General features: G+C 46.4%; 1 protein-coding gene. It reads right to left on the bottom strand.

Annotated features, from left to right (window positions below; genetic code table 11):
* Window positions 1-294: 294 nt before the first annotated feature.
* On the bottom strand, window positions 295-1253 hold a 959-nt coding region (locus Q0256_RS09935; RefSeq protein WP_297962625.1), incomplete at its 5' end, for a PepSY domain-containing protein.

Below are 1253 nucleotides of genomic sequence, written 5' to 3'. Positions count from 1 at the left end.
ATTTTTTCGGCTGAATTTTGGTATTTATACTCCGCGATAATCGAAAGTATCGCGCACAAAGCGCATATTATTATGATGCAGACCAAGCACAGATAATATCTCGTTTTCAAATTTCGCTCCTAAAATTTTCCGCAATATACCTCACATAGACTTAATCTGCGATAATTTTAGTATGTCTCAAATATCGTTAAATCAGGGCTTTTCTCGATCCGCTTCGGCAAATTTCATCTCAATGATTCGTAGATATTTAGCTCTCTTGCGCCGCTTGTCGCACCTCTATCGCCAAAGTAAAATTTAGCCGAGCTTTTCTGATTTAAACGTCCTTTTTGCCGTCATATAAAAGCCGCTAAAGATAAAAAGCGCCATGCAAAGCGAAACGAGCGACCATAAAATTTTACCCGCTAGCCCGAAAAAATAGCCCGTGTGAAGCTGATAGTTCGCGTCCTTGAACTCACCCACGGTGATACCATCCGTTTGCTTCTGCTCCGCGACCTTTCCCTCCTTTAGCTTCACGCTCGCGCCTTTTGGACGGGCGGTAGCGGGCGCGTCGGGCTCATAATATCTGACGCCGATTTTATCTCCGGCTGCGAGCATTAGGGTAAATTCTTTATACTCTATGCCACTTGATCTGAATATCTCATAAGCCCTCTGCACGTCGCTAAATTTATACGTATCGGGCTTTTTGCCCTCCTCCTTAGCAGGTGAGGTGGCGTGATCTTTAGAAGTGACGGCTTTAGGCGCGCTAGCTTGCGGTAAATTTTGCGAACTTACAAAAAGCCTCATCACGGCATCATTATACCAGCCGTACGACCAGTTAAGCCCGGTTAAACAGATGAGAAGGTAAATTACCGCACTTAGCGAGCCTAGGCTCGTGTGTAGATTGTAAAAAAGAGCGTATTTTTTGAGTTTAAAATTTGGCTTTATCGCCTCGATAAATTTACGCCTAAGCCTTGGAAAATGCAGCCAAACGCCGCTTATTACGAGCAGTATCATCGCCACGACACTCGCGCCTACGATCTGTTTGCCGACCTCGGCTGCAGTTTTATTGCCGCTTAGCGCTAGGCCTAAATTTCGATGCAACGCCATCACTGTTAGCACAAAGCCCGTGCCGCGATCCTTGCCGATGATCTGCGCAGTGTACGGATCGACCAGATACGCATCATTTCTGTTTGCGTAAATGACGAGGGCTTCGTCATCGCTTTTGGGTACGACGAGCCTTACGGGCTGCTTAACGCCCGCTTGCTCGCTAAAGC

Source organism: uncultured Campylobacter sp., assembly GCF_937949835.1.
Classification (GTDB): Bacteria; Campylobacterota; Campylobacteria; order Campylobacterales; family Campylobacteraceae; genus Campylobacter_B.
This window is presented reverse-complemented; position numbering and strand designations above follow the sequence as displayed.